Below are 15,719 nucleotides of genomic sequence, written 5' to 3' on the forward strand. Positions count from 1 at the left end.
TCGGCGCGATCATTCTGATGTACCGGTCATCGGATGTACCGGTCATCAGATAGAGAGAAGTCAGACCATGGACATCACCAATCGCACCGTTCTGATCGTCGGAGGCACCTCCGGCATCGGCAATGGGTTGGCGCGACGCTTCGTTGCGGCGGGCAGCACCGTCATTGTCGGAGGGCGCAACACGAACAAGGTGAAGGATCTCGAGACGGTCGAGATTGATGTCGCCGACCCGCACTCGGTCATCCGTGCCCGCGACGAGGTGCTCACCAACCACCCCGAGCTCGACGTCGTGGTGACGATGTCGGGCGTGATGCTCATCGAGGATCTCCGCGACCCCGCACACCTCGCCCAGGCGGAAACCACTATCACCGTCAATCTCCTCGGCACCATCCGCGTGATTGACGCATTCACCTCGCACCTGATCAACCGCGGTGGTGGCCATATGATTACGGTCAGCTCCGGTATCGGCTTCCTCCCGTTCCCGCTGATGCCCAGCTACGGCGCATCCAAGGCGGGCGTGCACGCATACACCGAGTCGCTTCGGGCGCAGCTCGCCGGTACCGGCGTCGAGGTCACCGAGCTCATTCCGCCGGCCGTCGCCAATGCCGGCCAGGAGAAGCTCAACCCCGCCGCGCTGCCGCTCGACGACTATCTCGACGAGGTCATCTCGCTCATCACCGAGAACCCGACCCCAAACGAGGTAGTGGTGAAGGCGGCCAATCGGCTGCGCTGGGCTGAGCGCGACGGCACCTACGCCGACCTCATGCGGCTTCGCTCCGAATCACTCAGCGCCCTTCCCGCCCGCTGAGCGGGCGCTGAGCGGCCGCCCCTCGACCGCGGTACAGACGCGCCACAGGCAGATTCCGTAAGATAGAAAGGTTATGACTACCCCCACTGCAACGCTTACCCGAACCTGGACGTGCGTGCTCTTCGACCTCGACGGCACGCTTACGGACTCCGCACCCGGCATCACCGCATCCCTCGCCGAGACCTTCACGCGTCTCGGTCGCCCCGTTCCCGACGAGCAGGAACTGCTCAACTACGTCGGCCCGCCGCTTCTCGATTCGTTCCGCATCTTCGCAGGCATGAACCCCGACGAGGTGCTGCAGGCCGCGGATGTCTACCGTTCTGTCGCAAGCGAGACCTCCAGCGACATCAACAACAACGCCGTATTTCCCGGAGTGAAGGGTGTGCTGAAGCGTTTGCACGACGCGGGCATTCCCCTCGCCATCGCCACGAGCAAGCCCGAGACCCGCGCGCGCCTCATTCTCGACCACTTCGGCCTCAGCGAATACTTCACCGTCATCACCGGAGCCAGCGACGACGAGGTGCGCAGCAGCAAGGCGGATGTCGTGGCCGAGGCCCTGCGTCGGCTCACCGAACAGGGCATCGACCTCGAGCAGACCGTCATGGTGGGCGACCGCCTGCACGACGTTCTGGGTGCCGGCGAGCACGGTGTGCCGACGATTCTCGTCGAGTGGGGCTACGGCTCCCCCGCCGAGGCGACAGGAGCCATCGCCACCGTGTACTCCGCCGATCAGCTCAGCACCCTGCTGCTCGGATAGGGCGCCGCAGCAGGCGGACGCCCGCACTCAGCTTCTCAGGTACGCCAGCACCGCGAGAACACGGCGATGGCCGTGATCGCTGTTCGAGAGTCCGAGTTTCGCAAAGATATTGCCGATGTGCTTGCTCACCGCCGTCTCGCTGACGACGAGCCGCGCCGCGATGGTGCCGTTGTCGAGGCCCTCCGCCATGAGCCCCAGCACCACACGTTCGCGTGGAGTGAGCGACTGGATCGGGTCATCCGCTCGACGCCTGCTCAGCAGCTGTGAGATCACCTCGGGGTCCATCACGGTGCCCCCATCGGCGACCCGGTGCAGGGCGTCGATGAACTCGGCGACCTTGCCGACGCGCTCCTTGAGCAGATAGCCGAGGCCCCCGACCCCTTCGGCCAGCAGCTGTGACGCGTAGCGATCTTCGACGTACGCGGAGAGCACCAGCACCGGAAATCCCGGGCGACGCAGACGCGCCTCTACCGCAGCCTTCAGCCCCTCGTTCGTGAACGTCGGGGGCATGCGCACGTCGAGCACCGCGGCATCCGTGTCGTCGAGCAGCGCCAGAAAGTCGTCGGCATTGTCGACAGCCGCCACCACATCGAATCCCTCGCTGCGCAGCAGCAGGGCAAGCCCCTCGCGCAGCAACGCATCGTCTTCCGCTATCACCACCCGCATGGCAGTTCCACCTTCATTCTCGTCGGCCCACCGACCGGGCTGGTCAGCTCAAGCGTTCCCTCGAAGGCCTCGATGCGGCGCCGGATGCCCGCAATGCCGCCGCCCACGCGCTCCACGGCGCCGCCGCCTCCGTTGTCCTCGATGACTATCAGCAGTCGCTCGATCGCGGCGGACGTGTCAGAGACGACGGAAACCGTCGCTCGCGTCGCACCACTGTATTTATTGATGTTCGTCACCGCCTCCGCGACAATGAAGTACGTCGCGGACTCCACGGCCGTCGGCACCCGGTGCAAGCCCGACACCTCGAGGGAAAGCGGCACGGCCGACCGGCCGGCCACCGCGGAGAGGGCGCCCTCCAGCCCGAGCTCGTCGAGGATGGGCGGGTAGATGTCGTGAACGGTGGTGCGCAGCCCGGCAAGCGCATCCAGTGCCGCATCCTGCGCGCGACGAAGCTGCGGCAGCGCCTCCGCCGGGTTCGTCTCGAGCGACCGTTCCGCGATTCCGAGCATCATGACGACGCTGACCAGACGGTTCTGCGCCCCGTCGTGCAAGTCACGTTCGATGCGCCGCAGCTCGGCCGAGTGCGCGTCGAGCGCCGCCGCCCGACTGGCCGTCAGTGCCGTGACGCGATCGACCAGTTTCTCGTTGCGGCCGGGGGTGAGGATGCTTGCCTGCGCCCACCGCAGCACAAATGCGACGCCGGGAACCAGCCACCAGGAGACAAGCGCGTAGCCGACGGCGACGAGAGGTGTCCAGGCGGCGGCGCCCCATGACGCCACGGGGAACGGGCTGGAAATGGGGTCATCGGCAGGCGCCAGGTACCAATACGCGGGCACGACCAACGCGTTGACGGCGGCGAGCGGCAGGGCGATGGTGAAGAGGCTGACGAGGGGCATTATCACGCCGTGCCCGATGAGCCAGAGCAGGTCTCGAGCCGTCGATCGCGAGAATGCGAGCCGCAGGCTCTCGGCGTACGTTGGGGACGCGGGAATCGGGCCGTAAGCCGACTCCACGATCCGCCCGGAGTAGCGCTCGCTGCGCGTACGTGCACGGATGGCCCACCACCGCAATGGTCGAACTATCAGCGGCACAATGAGCCATCCGCCGCTGAAAACCAGCAACGGCACCATGACGAGACCGGCTATTACGTAGGCGAGCGAGACGAGGCCGACCCCGAGTTCGACCACGAGATAGCGCAGGGCGCGCCACCATCGTCGAAGTCGGTCGCGGCTCATCCGTTCAGTCTGCCGTAGTGGGCACCGCAACGCGGTAGAGCCAGGTACACCATCAAGACGGTGGCAGGCAGGATCGTCGCGGCGAGCGCGCATCCGTAACGTCGGTGACATGAGCATTCAGGCATTCACGGCACGGAATTCCACGCTGCGGGCATCCGCAGCAACGGCACCCCCCACGGGCCAGGCGTTGCGCCTCGAAGCTGTGGTCAAGAAGTACGGAACGGGCGTCTCTGCGGTCATGGCACTGCGCGGCATCGATCTCACTCTGGCGCGCGGCTCCTTCACCGCCATCATGGGGCCGTCCGGCTCCGGAAAGAGCACCTTCCTGCACACGGCGGCCGGGCTCGACACCCCGTCGAGCGGCTCCGTCCGGATCGGCGACACCGACATTTCGCGCATGAGAGCGAACAAACTCGCCACATTCCGGCGCAAGCACGTCGGATTCGTGTTTCAGGCGTACAACCTGCTGCCCGCGCTGACAATCGAGCAGAACATCACACTGCCGCTCATTCTGGCCGGCAGCAGGGTTGAGAACGCCTGGCTCGAGCACATCATCCGCTCGGTCGGTCTGAGCGAGCTGCGAGAGCGGCGCCCCGCTGAGCTCTCGGGCGGCCAGCAACAGCGGGTGGCCATCGCGCGCGCATTGATCACGCGACCGGATGCCGTCTTCGCCGACGAGCCGACCGGCGCACTGGACTCGCGAACGAGCCGCCAGGTGCTCGACCTGCTCGCGCAGATGACCCGCGAGTTGAACCAGACCGTCGTCATGGTGACGCACGATCCGGTTGTCGCATCACACGCCGACCGCGTCATCTTTCTGGCCGACGGCGCATTCGTCGGATATCAGGACGGCGCAACAAGCCAGCAGATCGTCGATCGCATGAGCAGCTTGGGGGAATGGTGAACACTCTGATTCGGGCGGAGATCCGCCAGCACAAGGGCACACTGACCGGGGTTTTCGTGGCAGTGCTTGCCGCGACGATGCTCGTCACCGGACTCGGCGTACTGATCGAGTCCGGCACGCGCGGTGGCGTGAGCGTTGAACGCTACGCCGGCGCCGATGTGATTGTCGGCGCGCCTCAGACCTTCGAGTCACCCGAGCACGTGTCATATCCGCTTGTCGAACGGGCACCCCTGCCTGCCGATGCACTCTCGACGATTCGAACGCTTCCGGATGTTGCGCGAGTCGTCCCCGACACAACGATTCCGCTGGTCTGGGGCGCATCGCCGATCGAGGCCCACGGATGGGGCTCCGCGGCACTGACCCCCTATCGGATCAGTCGCGGTCATGCTCCCCACGCAGCGAACGAGGTGGTCGTCGACACGAAGCTCGCCTCACGCACGAAGCTCGGCGCCACCATCACTCTCGCGCACGGCGGAATCGACGCACGCTACACGGTGGTCGGGGTCGCCTCGGCTGCCTCGGGCGACCAGCCCGCGCGGGCGGAGCACGTCTTTCTGACGGATGCCGCGGCATCCGCTCTGGCACCGCACGGGGGCGCGCCCACCGTTGCCGGTGTCTTCGCGCGAGACGGTGTCTCGCCGGATGATTTGGCGAGCGCCATCCGCGAAAAGGTGAGCGGCGTCGCGACGTATACAGGCAACGATCGAGGCAATGCTGAGTTTCTCGATTCCGGTGCCGCCCGAGCAACCCTGGTGCAAATCGGGTCGTCCTTTGCCGGCATAGCCATCTTGATAGCGCTCTTCGTCGTTGCAAGCACGCTGTCGCTGTCGATTCAGAACCGCAAGCGGGACTTCGCGCTGATGCGCGCCATCGGCTCAACGCCCGTGCAGATCATTCAATTGATCGCGCGCGAGGTGCTCCTTGTCGCCGGCGCGGCTGCGCTTGTCGGCGCCATTCCCGGCTACTTTCTGGCGGCCGCGATGCGCGCCGGATTCGCGCAGGCAGGGGTGATCCCTCCCGACTTCGCCCTCACCCTGAGTCCGATTCCGGCGATTGTCGCCATCGCGGTCGTTGTCGCGGCAGCCCTGCTCGCGGCGGTGGTCGCTGCCCGGCGGCCGGCCCGTATCAATCCGATCGAGGCGCTGCACGAGGCCTCGACCACCCCCTCTCGGCTGGGAGCCGGCCGCACCATCACGGGGATCATCCTGGGAGTAATCGGCTTGCTCGCCTCCACCGTTCCTCTCTTTGTACCCGGCACGCTCGCCATCGCCGGACCGGCTGCGGCGGCCCTGTTTCTCATCGTGTCCGTTGCCCTGCTCGGCCCGCGCCTGGTGCGCGGCGCCCTGGCGGTCGTCGGCGCACCGATGCGGCACTCGCGGTCGTCATCCTCCTTCCTCGCGGCCACGAACGCCCGAAGCAACTCTCGGCGACTGGCGGCGGCGATAGTTCCTATCGCTCTCGGCATCGCACTGGGTCTGGTGCAACTGGGAACGCAGTCGATCGTCGCGGCGGAGGCCACCGCCCAGTCCCACGCCGGGGTCGCCGCCGATTTCATGGTGACGGGCGGAGCATCCGGCCTCTCAGGCGGCGCAGCCGACTCCGTTGCTGGCACGCCGGGCGTGCGCGAGGCCAACCCGGTGGTGCGCAGCCAGGTGGTCCTCAGCTACGAGCAGCTGGGCGATCCGACATCCGAGCAGTATGCGGCGCAGGGAGTGGACCCCGCTGCCACAACCTTGACCATGGACGCGCACGTCGTCTCGGGCTCCTTCCGTGCCCTGACAGGCGAGAACACCGTGGCGTTGAGCACGGATGCCGCGCTGGCGGCGGGCGCTCACGTCGGCGACACGGTGCGCGAACGTCTGGGCGACGGAACGCCGATCACGGCGCGGGTGGTGGCAACCTACACGCGCGGTCTCGGCTTCGGCGATGTGACGATGGCCAACGCGGCACTGCGTGCCCACACCACCACCGGCCTCAACGATTATGTGCTGGTGACGGCGCAGCCGGGAAAGCAGGCAGAGGTTCAGAAGGCGCTGAGTGCGGCCGGCTTCACCGTGGCGGATCGCGACACACTGCGGGCTGCTGGTGACAGCGCGCGCAACGCGAACCCGCTCGTCAATCTGATCGCTCTCGCCGTGATTCTCGGCTACATCGCCATCGCCGTGGTCAACACCCTGGTGATGGCCACCGGCGAGCGCCGACGGGAGTTCGCTCTGCTGCAACTGATCGGGGCGACCCGGCGTCAGGTGCGATCCATGATGCGCGCCGAGTCGGTCATGGTGGCCGCGATAGCGGCGGTGCTCGGAACGCTGGTGGCCGCGCCGCCGCTGATAGGCATCAGCCTCGGCGTCTCGGGGCAGCTGCTGCCGAGCATCTCGCTTGTCGCGAGCATCGCGATTGTCGCTGCGCTGAGCGTGCTCGCGGTGATTGCCCTCTCTGCGGCCACGCGTTCGACGATGCGCATCGCGCCCATCGCGGAGATCGGGTCGCGCCAGTGAGATCCGCGTGCACGCGGGTCTCGATACGGCCGCGGGCGGCCAACTCGACCACCGGGGCCTCACCGGGCGAGGCGCTCGACGACCGTGCCGAAGAGGCGCGGGCTTCGGGCGGCCGCGGGCACGATGCGTGACCGCAGCGGCGACCGTGACGCGGCGAGCAGGCCCGAGGTGAGCAGGCGAAAGTCTCGCGTGGAGTCGGCCCAGGCGCGCTCGTAAGCGGCCGCATCGTTCGTGACAACGGCCGAAACCGCCGCGCGCGCCTGGGCGAAGCCGACACGCAGGCCCTCGCCTGTGAGCGCGTCGACGTAACCGGATGCGTCCCCCGCCAGCAGCACGTGGCCGGCGGTTCGCCGCCGGGTGCGCTGCAGAAGTGGGCCCGCGCCGCGGAGTGTGCCGACCGGGGCCGCCCCGCTCAGTCGCGCCGCGACATCCGGTGACTGCTCGATCACGCGGGCGAAGTCGAGACCCCGACGGCCGAGCACGGCGACGCCCAGCAGTTCGGGGCCGAGCGGGGTGATGTAAATTTCGGCGGTCGGCGTCCAGTGCACCTCGACGAACTCGCTCCACGGGGCGAGCGCGAAGTGCCGGCTCACGCCGAATCGACTCGGCTTGCGCGAATCCGGCACGCGCGCGAGGCCGGTGAGGCGCCGCACCGTCGAATGCAGGCCGTCGCACGCGATCATCCACGGTGTCAGCAGGTCGCGTGAGGCGCCGAGCGCGACACGCACGCCGACGGCATCCTGCCTGAGGCCGGTGACCTTGCCGACGATGCGGCGGACGCCAAGTTGGTGAGCTCGATCGGCGAGCGCCGCGTGCAACACCGTGCGCCGGATGCCGCGCCCCGGCCCGCGCTGAAAGCGATGCTCGGCCCGCGTCTCACCGTCGAGATAGGCGATCCCGGCCAGGTCGCAACCGTCTGCGTGCACGCCGAGTCGATCGAGGGCTGCGACCGCTCCCGGCATCAGCCCCTCTCCGCACGCCTTGTCGATGGGTCCCTCGCGCGGCTCGACAACGATCACGTCGAGACCGGCCAGCCGTGCCTCGATCGCCGTCGCCAGCCCGATCGGCCCACCGCCGACGACCACGAGATCGGCATCCGCGCTCATTCGGCTCCGACCTCGAGCGAGGCCAGTGCCTTCTCCTCACACGGGATGCGCACCGCGAGCAGCAGCACCGCGTTGAGCACCGTGAACGCGATCGCGGTGATCCACGCCGTGTGCACGAGCGGCAGCGCGAAACCCTCGACCACGACCGCCACGTAATTCGGATGCCGCAGCCAGCCCCAGCGATACGGCCCCCGCCGCACAAGCGGCAGCCCCGCGACGACTATCACCCGGGTGTTCCAGCGCGGCCCGAGCGCCGCGATGCACCACCAGCGCAGCGCCTGGCTTGCGACGACGAGGGCGAGCATCGGCCAGCCGAGCCACGGCAGAAACGGGCGGGCGGTGAAGAACACCTCGGCCAGGCAGGCGAGCAGCAGGCCCGTGTGCAGGGCGACCATGGGAGGGAAGTGCCCGCGCCCGTACTCGACGCCGCCGCGCGCGAACGACCAGCGCGCGTTGCGCGCCGAGACCACGAGTTCGGCGATGCGCTCGCCCCCGGTGGCGAGGATGAGCACGAAGTACCAGATCATGCGCTGGGCAGGTTTCGAGACGAGGCCTCGTTCCTCGACCTCTCCTCAACCAGCGGAACCTCAGCCGGTTGAGGAGCGAGGAACGAGCGTCTCGAAACCAGCGGAGTCTGAGCTCCAGCGCGCCACTTGAGCAGCACGAGTTCGGCGGCGACGCCGGGGCCGAGGGCGAAGAGCAGTCCGTTCGTGCCGGCGGGCGGTGCGCCGGCCATCACGTCGGCCAGGATGTGCAGCACAGCCGCCGAAGACAGGTTGCCTGCGCGAGCGAGCACAGCCCAGCTGGCCGCGAACGCGGCATCCGGTATCTGCAGCGCCGCCGCGAACGACTCAAGCACCTTCGGTCCGCCCGGATGCGCGACCCACGCCCCGACATCGGCAACAGTGAGGTCGTGCTCGGCGAGCAGCCCCAGCGCATCCGCTCGAAAGTTCGTGTCGATGACCTCGGGAACGCCCGCGCCGAGCACGATGCGAAAGCCGGTGCCGCCGATGTCCCAGCCGAGCACGTCGCGTGAGTCGGGGTAGAGCCGACTGCGGGTGTCGACGATCTCGGGACCCGGCAGCCCGAGACGCTCGGCCCGCTCGTCGCCGAGCATCACAACCGCAGCGGCGCCGTCGCCGAACAGTCCGCTGGCCACAAGGTTCGCCATCGAGTCGTCGTCGCGCTGCACGGTGAGCGAGCAGAGTTCCACCGACACCAGCAGGGCGACGTCGTTCGGATGCCCGAGCAGATAGTCGTGCACCCGCGCGATTCCCGAGGCACCCGCAACGCAACCGAGCCCGAACGACGGCATGCGCTTCACGTCACTGCGCATGCCCAGTCGCGCGATGAGTTCCGCGTCAAGTGACGGGGCACTCACCCCGGTGACCGTCGTGAACAGCAGGTAGTCGACATCCACCGCCTGAAGACCGGATGCCGCGAGCGCGTCACGCACAGCCCGTTCGGCCAGCTTCGTTCCCTCGGTGATGAAGAGGTCGTTCGACTGCTGGAACGAGTCGATCTGTTTATATGCCTCAAGCGGCATGACCAGGTGTCTGGTCTCAACGCGGCTGGATGCGTGCAGGCGACGCATCACGGACTGCCGCCCCGGGTCATCCGTGATCATGCCAGCGAGCGCGCTCGTGATCTCCGCCTGCGTATACGTGTGGGCGGGGAGGGCTGGCGCAACCGCCACGATACGGGACACCTGCGCAACGTATCACCCTGCGCCGTGGTGCGCCCGATTACGCCGCTGGTTGAGGGGCGCGTGAAATGAATGCTCAGGCTGCCCGCACGGCTCGAACGACGCACCGGGTGCCTTTGGGTGGTGTGAACTCGCTGGACGCTTCCCAGTCCCGCGTCGACCCGGCCGGCACGGTGACGGTCGTGGCGGCAGAGTCGACCGTGCGCGCCTGCGCATCGGTGAAAAGCACGACGATGCGGTAGTCGAATGATTTGCTTGTTGCATTGTGCGCGGTGCCGGCACTCTTCCATCCGCCGACCGAAGCCGCGCATCCGGTGAGCCGTACCTCTTGGTAGCGTTCCGGCACATTCTTCAGCGCGGACCCGGTCGGCAGCGGGTGCTGCACGCCTGAGAACGTCGGTGGCGGGTTGACGGTCTTGCTCGACCCGGCTGCGGCGGGCGGGGTTTCGGTGTGCTGTGTGCCGCCTTCGCCGCTGGTACATGCGGCGAGGGCGGCGGCAATCACGAGTGCACACGCGGCCGCGACCAGTCGCGCAGCCCAGCGTGGCACCCGATCATGTGACATGGAGATCCCTTGATGCTGGCGGGTCAGGCCCGACGACGACGACGAGCGAGGAACAGCGTGCCCGCCCCTGCAAGCATCAGCAGCAGTGCGAGTATTCCGGTTGGAGCCGCGTCGACACCGGTCCTGGCGAGCCCACTCGGGGCAGACGTCGTCGGGTCGACGTCGGCCGGCGCCGTGATCGTCGCCGTCGCCGTGCCCACGTTGTTAGACAGATCCGGATCGTAGCTGTCGGCATACACCGGCGCCTGGTTCAGGATCGTGCCGCCCGGCAGCGCAGCGGGGTCGACCGTGCCAGTGATCGTGTCGTGCACCGTGGTGCCCGAAGGAATCGACGGGTAGCTGCAGTCGACCACCTGAGGATAGGCGTCGATCGTGTAGGGGCCACTCGCCGGGTTCAACCGTGCGAGATCGGCGGTGGTGGTCGGCCGGGTGAGGCACAGGCCGCCTGGCACCGAGGCATCCGGAGTGCCCTTCGCGTGCATTACACGCTTGTCGATCGGGTCGATGCTGTGCACATTCGTCGCGGTCCATGGGCCGCTGTTGTGCAGCATCGCGGTGTAGCTGACCGGCAGTCCGGGCACGACAGTCGCGGTGTCGAGCGTCTTGGTGCTCACCAGGTCGGCTATCGCGACGACCGTCACCGTGATGGTGCCGGTGTCGCAGGCTTGCGTGGGCGAACCGGTGTCGCACACGGTGTAGGTGAACGAATCCGAACCGACGTAATCCGTCTCAGGGCCGTAGCTGATCGTACCGTCGGCGTTCACGACGACCGTGCCGTGGCCGGGCTGATCCGTGATCGTCGGGTTGCCCAGCGGCTGACCGGATGCTGAGGTGGCTGTGGTCAGCACGTCGACCGGGTCGGCGTCGGTGTTGACCCGAGTGCCGATGGTGGCATCCTGCACCACCACCACATTCGCGCCAACGGACACGCTCACCGGCGAGTTGTGGCAGACGCCATCGGTGTCGCAGACCTGGATCGCGTAGGAGTCGTCACCGGTGTAGCCGGCAGTGGGCGTGTATGTCACCGCACCACTGTGCGGGTCGATCGCGATCGACCCGTGGGCAGGCGCAGTCTCCTGCGTCACCTGGGTCGGGTCGAGCAGCAGCCCGGTGGTCGTCACGATGTCCGCGAGCGGCGTGGTCACCGGGGCGTTTTGCGCGGTCGGGATGCTCGGGGTCGCGTCGAGGAAGACGTTGGCCACCGTCACCTGCACCGTGGCGGTGTCGCACACCGGGGTGGGGGTGGACGTGTCGCACAGCTGGTAGCCGTAGGAGTCGGTGCCAGACCAGGCAGCAGCAGGGGTATAGGTGATAGTGCCGTCTCCGTTCACCACGGCGCTGCCGTGCGTGGGCGAAGTCGGCACCGTCGGGTGGGCCAGCGGCTGCCCGCTCTGGGTCGTGTCGTTGCCGGTCACATCTGTCGTCACCGGTGTGACAGCGGTCGTGGCGTCGGTGTCGTTGACGGCGTCGACGACGTTGACGCCGACGGCCACCGTCACGGTTGACACGTGGCACTGTGCAGGGCTGGACGTGTCGCAGACCGTCACCTCGTACGAGTCGGCCCCCGAATACCCCGGCGCCGGGATGTAGGTGACCGCGCCGGTCGTCGTGTCGATGGTGATCGACCCATGCGTCGGTGCGGTGTTCTGCGCCACGCTCGCGGGATCCAGCGATGCGCCGGTGGTGGTCACGATGTCGGACAGCGGCGTGTTGATCGACTGGTTCTGGGGGGTGGCGATCGCCGGGTCGAGGTCGGTGAACACGTTGCGCACCGTGTCCGTGTCGGTTGCACCATCGGTCAGCGTGGGGCCACCGGCCGGGTCGGGCGCTGAGACGGACGCAGTGTTGAACAGCGTGTCCTGCGTGCCGTCGTCGATCTGTACGGTAACCGTGACGGTGATCGCGGCGCCACTGCCACCGGTCGTGTCGCTGCCGTCGGCGCTGGGCGCGCCGGTCGGGTTCAGCTCGGCGAGGTTCCAGGTCACCGTCTGCCCGCTCGCGGTGCCGCCATCGGAGGCGCTAACGAAGGTCTCACCGGCCGGCAGCGTGTCGGTGAGTACCGCGCCGGCCACCGCCTCACTGCTGAGGTGGCTGGCGACTGTCAGCGAATAGGTGGTCTGCTCGCCGACCGTCACACTCGTGGTGTTGTCGGTCTTGTCGAGCGTGATGAGCGGCAGGGTTGAGTCGGCGACCGCGGCGCAGAAGGACGTGTCGTTGTTGGTCAGATCGGGGTCGTACAACGTGCCGGTGACCGAGGCGTCGATGCAGCTGGGACCAGTTGCATCCTCATCGACGAGTACCGGAATGCTCAGGGTATCCGGGGCGTCCAGGCTCAGGTTACGCACGGTGCCATCGGGTTTCTGCGTCACGCAGCTCAGCGTGACCGGTCCGGCGATCGGCGCGGAGTCACCAGCCGCATCCGAGCAGGCGTAGCCGATCGGAGCGAGGTCGGTGACGCTGAACCCGGCCGGGATCACCGCGGTGACTGTCGCCGGCGACAGCGGCGAACCGCCGTGGTTGATCACGGTGAAGTCGGCCGCCCCAGGTCGGCCCTGCTGCATCGGCAGGTGAGCCGGCGCGGTGATCTCCAGATCAGCGGCCTGGGTCGACGCGCAGACCGCTGCCGGTTCGATCGGCGCCAGCGTGGCGGCGGTGGCGGCGATCGAATTGCACGCCACCAGGTTGGCGGTGCCGTCGACGAGGGAGGCCTCGTAGTCGAAGGTGACCGACGCGCCAGCGGCCAGGCTCGTGACCTGGGCGCGGATTGCTTTCGCCTCGGTAACCGTGGTCCCCCAGTCGTCGGCGTCGGTGGTTCCCGTGTACACCTGTGGCCGGGCCGGGTTGGTCGAGCCGGAGTAGCTCAGGTCCACGCCGGCCGACACGTCGCTGACGGTGGCGAGGACTTCCTGCACGGTGCTGCCACGCGGGGTGCTCGCGGTGCCGTCGGTGAGTCCGGTGTCATTTTTGTAGGGGAGCACGTCGTAGGCGACCACGTTGTTCAGGTCGACGTTGCCGCTGTTGGCGAGCGTGACGCGGTATTTGATCGCGGTGGCGTTCGGTGGCACCCCGACGGTGATGTTGGAGTCGGAAATCCAATCGCAGCCGTCTGCCTGCTCGGCATCCGGGTGGCAGATCTGCTTGGTCACCGCAATGGACTTGCTCGGAGCCAGGCTTGTGGTGTTCGAGCGCCACGAGTACTGCTCGGTGGCGTTGCCGTCACCGTCGAAGTCGCTCGCGTCGGTGTAGGCGTTCGGGTAGTAGAGCGCGACCGGGCCGTTGTTGACGTCACCGAGGAACAGGTAGGCGGTCTGGTTGTTCGTCCCCGCCGTCGCCGCCCCGGTCGGAACGGTGTCGACCGTCATCGTCGGTAGGTTGAACTTTCCGACGTCGGTGACCGCGGCGGGCCAGGTGGCCAGCACTGCGTCGTAGGATTCGCCGTTGTAGGTGACCGTTTTGTAGTCGTACGTCATGCCCGGCACGCCACTCACCGCGGCGCTGCCGGCAGTGATGTTCCAGTCTTTCGGTGCAAGGAACACATACTGTGGGCGATAGTTCGCGCCGGCCGCGACGTTGTCCATCGCTCCGCTCATTTTCCAACCCACGGTGCCACCGACGATCGGCGTTCCGGTGGCGGTCACGGACGGGCCTCCCGCGTTCAAGGTCACATCCGCGTTCACCTGCAGCGTTGCAGTGGCTGTCGTGGATCCGAGATCGAGCGTTCCGAGCTCCGGCTGGTCGGGGTAGGCGATACTGGCCGTGGCCGTGTTCGTCCGCGGACCAGGGGTCGTGCCATCGTGCACGCTGAAGTTCAGCCGGATGATGAACCGGGTGACTGCGGTGCCGGACTCCACCGAGTTGGGGCCGACGAGCAAGGACGAGGTCGCGCTCACTCCGGCGATCGTATGGCCGCTCGGCGGGGTCCAGGTGGCGCCCTGTGCCACGGTGGCCGATCCGGTCGTGGCGTCGTCGAGGGTGTAGTTCACTGTCGCGGGGCCGCCGCCGACGATCCGGATGCTGGTGATCGGCATGTCGTCCTGGCCCAGGTCAGCATCCGTGATGGTGGCGACCCCGGCCACGTTCGCCTGGTTGTCCGCTTCGACCTGCCAGTACTTGTTGTTGACTCCGCCGGGAGTCAGGGGGATGTCGACGATCGCGTCGGTCGGCGTCCCGCCATCTCGGCCGCCGATGGCCTTGGACAGAGCGCCCTTGGCGAACGGGGTGCAGTTCTGCACTTTGATGGCCGTCGATGCCGGATCGGCGGTGCGGACCGTGCCGTCCAGGTAGGTCATAGTCTCGGTGACGGAGAACACTTCGCTCGCGACACAACCGTCCCCCGAGGTGGGAAACGCGTCGCTGGGGAAGACGATCTGGAACGTATTGTCGTTGAAGGCCAGGCCGCCGGCCGCCGCCGCGCCCGTCTGGCTGAACGTGACCGTGCGGGTCCCGGCGTTGTAGCTGCCGCCGCTACCGGCAACATACTGGGCGTCGGCGGGCAGCGTCACCGGAGCTGTGTAGTCCTTCGCGCAGGTGAGCCATGGGATGCCGAGCAGGACCCCGGCCCCGTTGTAACTCAGGCACCGAGAGTCACCCTCCGCGGTGATCGTCACCGGTGTATCCGTTCTGATCGACGCCGGAGCTGACAGCCGTGCAGTCGGCGCCGCCGGAATGCTGGACACCCAGTTGGCGCTTGCCGTCCCCACCGCGGAACTGTCCGCGTTCGACGCGCTGACAGTGGCCCGCGCAGTGATCGGTGACCCGTCGAGGAAGAACGAGCCCGGCTGGGGCCCGGAATACCGGGCATCGATCCGGTAAGCCAGCTTGAAGCTGCCGCCCGTGCCCACCGCGACTGTACCCAGATCGACGGTGTACCCGGCACCGAGACTCCCGGTGAACGACGGCGCGGGCGAGAACGGTGGCGTAAACGTCACCGCCGTCTCCTTGCGGTACTGCCCGTAGATTGGATCCAACACGGTCGGGTCGATCACCACTTGCACGCCCGTGCAGTCGGCGACACTGCAGCTGTAGGCCACGTTCACCGAATAGTTCGCCATCGACGACGCGTCGACCTCAGATACGACCGCGCCCGTGGGATCCGTGATCGACACCGTCACTGCGACGACCGCCGGGCCGGCGGCCTCAGCCGCCAGCGTGGGGGCGAGCGAACTTGCCAGAACGAGCAGGCTCGCGAGGATGGCAACCACGCCGCGGGTGCGAGACCACCCGTTACGCAGCCGTCGCCTTCCATGGGCTTTTTTCGACGGGCGAGCGGCAAAGGCACGACGATAATCCATTGAATACGATCCCCTAAAGTCTGCAGCGACACGGTGCGGTCGGCATGGCTCCCGCCGGAAAGCTACCAGCGGAACGATGCACGCTGGCAGGCTTGACGGCATCTTTCACCCCGGGGTTCACCCTTTTTTGTCCCGGACAAGCCCCCATTCGGGAAACCGATAGGCTCGCAATAAGAGGTGTCCG

11 protein-coding genes are annotated in these 15,719 nt (G+C 67.5%); 4 read left to right on the plus strand and 7 right to left on the minus strand.

The genetic code is table 11. From position 1 onward, the window contains the following. Window positions 1-67: 67 nt before the first annotated feature. Window positions 68-808 carry an SDR family oxidoreductase gene (locus tag ASC63_RS04260; protein ID WP_055810238.1) on the plus strand — a complete coding sequence of 247 codons (741 nt, stop codon included), beginning with the start codon at window positions 68-70 and terminating at the stop codon, window positions 806-808. 73 nt (window positions 809-881) lie between these two features. Beyond that, the gene (locus tag ASC63_RS04265; protein ID WP_055810240.1) at window positions 882-1,565 is read left to right on the plus strand and encodes an HAD hydrolase-like protein; all 684 of its coding nucleotides are present in this window, start codon (window positions 882-884) and stop codon (window positions 1,563-1,565) included. 27 nt (window positions 1,566-1,592) lie between these two features. On the opposite strand, the gene ASC63_RS04270 is transcribed toward ASC63_RS04265, so the two are convergent. Both ASC63_RS04270 and ASC63_RS04275 read right to left on the minus strand, forming a co-directional pair. Next, the gene (locus ASC63_RS04270) at window positions 1,593-2,231 is read right to left on the minus strand and encodes a LuxR C-terminal-related transcriptional regulator (RefSeq protein WP_055810242.1); all 639 of its coding nucleotides are present in this window, start codon (window positions 2,229-2,231) and stop codon (window positions 1,593-1,595) included. Next, window positions 2,219-3,466, minus strand: a complete 1,248-nt coding sequence (locus ASC63_RS04275; RefSeq protein WP_055810244.1) for a sensor histidine kinase — start codon at window positions 3,464-3,466, stop codon at window positions 2,219-2,221. The genes ASC63_RS04270 and ASC63_RS04275 overlap by 13 nt, the downstream gene beginning before the upstream one ends. 109 nt (window positions 3,467-3,575) lie before the next feature. Between ASC63_RS04275 and ASC63_RS04280 the strand changes: the two genes are divergently transcribed. Beyond that, on the plus strand, window positions 3,576-4,370 hold the full coding sequence (locus ASC63_RS04280) for an ABC transporter ATP-binding protein (protein ID WP_055810246.1): 795 nt from the start codon (window positions 3,576-3,578) through the stop codon (window positions 4,368-4,370). Then, complete coding sequence (locus tag ASC63_RS04285) at window positions 4,364-6,868, plus strand: FtsX-like permease family protein (protein ID WP_055810248.1); 2,505 nt, start codon at window positions 4,364-4,366, stop codon at window positions 6,866-6,868. Before ASC63_RS04280 ends, ASC63_RS04285 begins: the two co-directional genes overlap by 7 nt. Window positions 6,869-6,927: 59 nt before the next feature. On the opposite strand, the gene ASC63_RS04290 is transcribed toward ASC63_RS04285, so the two are convergent. From ASC63_RS04290 to ASC63_RS04310, 5 genes are all read right to left on the minus strand, one after another. Continuing rightward, window positions 6,928-7,974 (minus strand): NAD(P)/FAD-dependent oxidoreductase, encoded by a 1,047-nt coding sequence (locus tag ASC63_RS04290; RefSeq protein WP_055810251.1) that lies wholly within the window; start codon window positions 7,972-7,974, stop codon window positions 6,928-6,930. Further along, entirely contained in the window at window positions 7,971-8,501 is a 531-nt protein-coding gene (locus ASC63_RS04295; protein WP_055810252.1) for an isoprenylcysteine carboxyl methyltransferase family protein, read from the minus strand. The genes ASC63_RS04290 and ASC63_RS04295 overlap by 4 nt, the downstream gene beginning before the upstream one ends. After that, a complete protein-coding gene (locus ASC63_RS04300) occupies window positions 8,498-9,682 on the minus strand; it encodes a type III polyketide synthase (RefSeq protein ID WP_082487186.1) in 1,185 nt (394 codons plus the stop codon). The genes ASC63_RS04295 and ASC63_RS04300 overlap by 4 nt, the downstream gene beginning before the upstream one ends. Window positions 9,683-9,755: 73 nt before the next feature. Further along, entirely contained in the window at window positions 9,756-10,244 is a 489-nt protein-coding gene (locus tag ASC63_RS04305; protein WP_157487569.1) for a hypothetical protein, read from the minus strand. A gap of 23 nt (window positions 10,245-10,267) precedes the next feature. Continuing rightward, window positions 10,268-15,445 (minus strand): Ig-like domain-containing protein, encoded by a 5,178-nt coding sequence (locus ASC63_RS04310; RefSeq protein WP_055810256.1) that lies wholly within the window; start codon window positions 15,443-15,445, stop codon window positions 10,268-10,270. Between the last annotated feature and the right edge of the window lie 274 nt (window positions 15,446-15,719).

Source organism: Leifsonia sp. Root112D2 (assembly GCF_001424905.1).
Lineage (GTDB): Bacteria > Actinomycetota > Actinomycetes > Actinomycetales > Microbacteriaceae > Root112D2.